Annotated in this window: 2 protein-coding genes and 1 pseudogene; 1 reads left to right on the plus strand and 2 read right to left on the minus strand. The window is 34.5% G+C overall.

Annotated features, from left to right (window positions below):
• Positions 1-111 precede the first annotated feature (111 nt).
• Entirely contained in the window at positions 112-531 is a 420-nt protein-coding gene (locus tag J536_RS24190) for an NUDIX hydrolase (protein WP_032063271.1), read from the minus strand.
• Positions 532-646: 115 nt separating this feature from the next.
• Between J536_RS24190 and J536_RS24195 the strand changes: the two genes are divergently transcribed.
• Complete coding sequence (locus J536_RS24195) at positions 647-991, plus strand: hypothetical protein (protein WP_032063270.1); 345 nt, start codon at positions 647-649, stop codon at positions 989-991.
• A gap of 230 nt (positions 992-1,221) precedes the next feature.
• On the opposite strand, the pseudogene J536_RS24200 reads toward J536_RS24195, so the two are convergent.
• Positions 1,222-1,723: pseudogene (locus J536_RS24200) on the minus strand (NUDIX hydrolase).
• Positions 1,724-1,801 lie beyond the last annotated feature (78 nt).

Genomic DNA, 1,801 nt, shown 5'->3' on the forward strand with positions numbered 1-1,801 from the left:
TGGGCTAAGCGTTTGGCTTAGCTCTTTATCTCTGTGTTGCAATGGTTTATTACTTTAAATCAGCGCAAAAGATTAAAGCCTGTTGCAGCACAGAGGCCTAAAGATGTTTGGTTAGTTGAGCTTGTATTTAGATTTAATAAATTCAAATAATTCTTTAAAAAGAGGATGCCATTCTTCTGTTGGAGGGTTTAAAAAAGGATGCCAGAAAAAATCGAAAGTTAATCCATTATCATCTTCACAAAAATGTGACCATTTATCTTTTAAAGCCTCATGTGTACTACACACAAAAACATGCCAATCAGGCCCTGCCTCTGAAGGAATATGTTTACCTAGGTATGAATGAATTTGAGCACTCTTTATTCCAGATTCTTCATAAAGCTCACGCAAAGCGGCGTGTTCTAACTGTTCTTGATGCTCCACGGTGCCTTTAACGATTTGAATTCCTGCTAACAGATGTCTAAATACTAAAATCTCCAAGTTATTATTTATTTCCCTAAATACCACAGGAACCACTTTTTCTATTAAAGTCATGATCATTTTCTTCTTTAAATTTAAGTGGATATTATAAAACTTAGTAAAATCTCAGCAACTTTATAATCAATCAAGCTATTCTGTGCTTACATTAAATTTTTGAACATTTATTAGAATGAACTATACATGGGACGAATTTGAGCAAAGACTTAACACCTATAGAGATGTAACTATTGATCTTGCAAGAATCTTGGATGCGTATGAACTTCAAATAAAAGAACTTCTTCAACAAATCCAATTATTAACTTATGAAGATTCTCTACCTATATTTAATCAGTTATATGAAATACAGGCACATTTAGCTACTGCCAAATTCCGCTATGATCTCGAATTAAATGAAGCTTTGGATATATTTGTTTATCATTTTGATAGAGATGACAAAGAGCTTATAAGCCAATATTGGTATAAAGAATTTAAGAAAAACAAAGATATTCTTTGGCCTTTACCTCAAAATGAATAATGGCTTGTACGTTTTAACCTACAAACTTTTAGGGATTTTGCGGATTGGCGACACCCCTCTTTTTTCCTAATATGAACTCATACAGGAACAGGATGTTCCGGAACATAAAACAACAATAATAGGTTCAAGCACCAGGAGCGTGAGATACGACAGGAGTCATATCTAGCAACCAAATACGAAAAAGCTCGACAGGACGTCGGGCTTTTTTTATATCTGAATATTGGAAGATTCTAGGAATTAAAAATCTCAGGTAGGCTATCTGCAAGAATATTAGGAATGTTGTTTGGATAAACAATCTCATCTGTTTGGCTTAGCTCTTCAAACGTCCACCAACGGCTTTTACTAATCACAAGCTTTTCATGTTCTGACCAGTTTGCTGTATTCACTTCTTCATTTTTAATAAAAACAATAAAAAGCCTTTCTTCAGAAATCACCATTTCCGCACTCGGTAACATCATTTCAAAATTGCGTGTTGCAACATGATTCCCTACATTTTGCCTGACTACGCCTAACTCTTCATAAAGCTCTCGGCAAGCTGCTTGCTTGAAGGTTTCCCCTTCTTCAAGCCCACCACCTACGGTTGCCCAATATGATTGTCCAGCCAAAGCATCATTTTTATGAGTAAACTGAAATAATAAAGTTTGATGATTTTCATTAAGAACTAATAGTCTTGAAGATTTTCTAATGCGCATTTGATTTTTTTCTTGAAGTCATAAGGTGGCTATTATTCATATTCACTTTAAAAAGTTAAATCATTTCTGAATGTACGCTTTATCCTACAAACTTTTAGGGATTTTGCGGATTGGCGAC

Source organism: Acinetobacter sp. 809848 (assembly GCF_000581275.1).
Lineage (GTDB): Bacteria > Pseudomonadota > Gammaproteobacteria > Pseudomonadales > Moraxellaceae > Acinetobacter > Acinetobacter pittii.

Coding starts and splice junctions, on each gene's coding strand:
- J536_RS24195 (WP_032063270.1), top strand. CDS start 647: ATGAACTATACATGGGACGAATTTGAGCAAAGACTTAACACCTATAGA.
- J536_RS24190 (WP_032063271.1), bottom strand. CDS start 531: ATGACTTTAATAGAAAAAGTGGTTCCTGTGGTATTTAGGGAAATAAAT.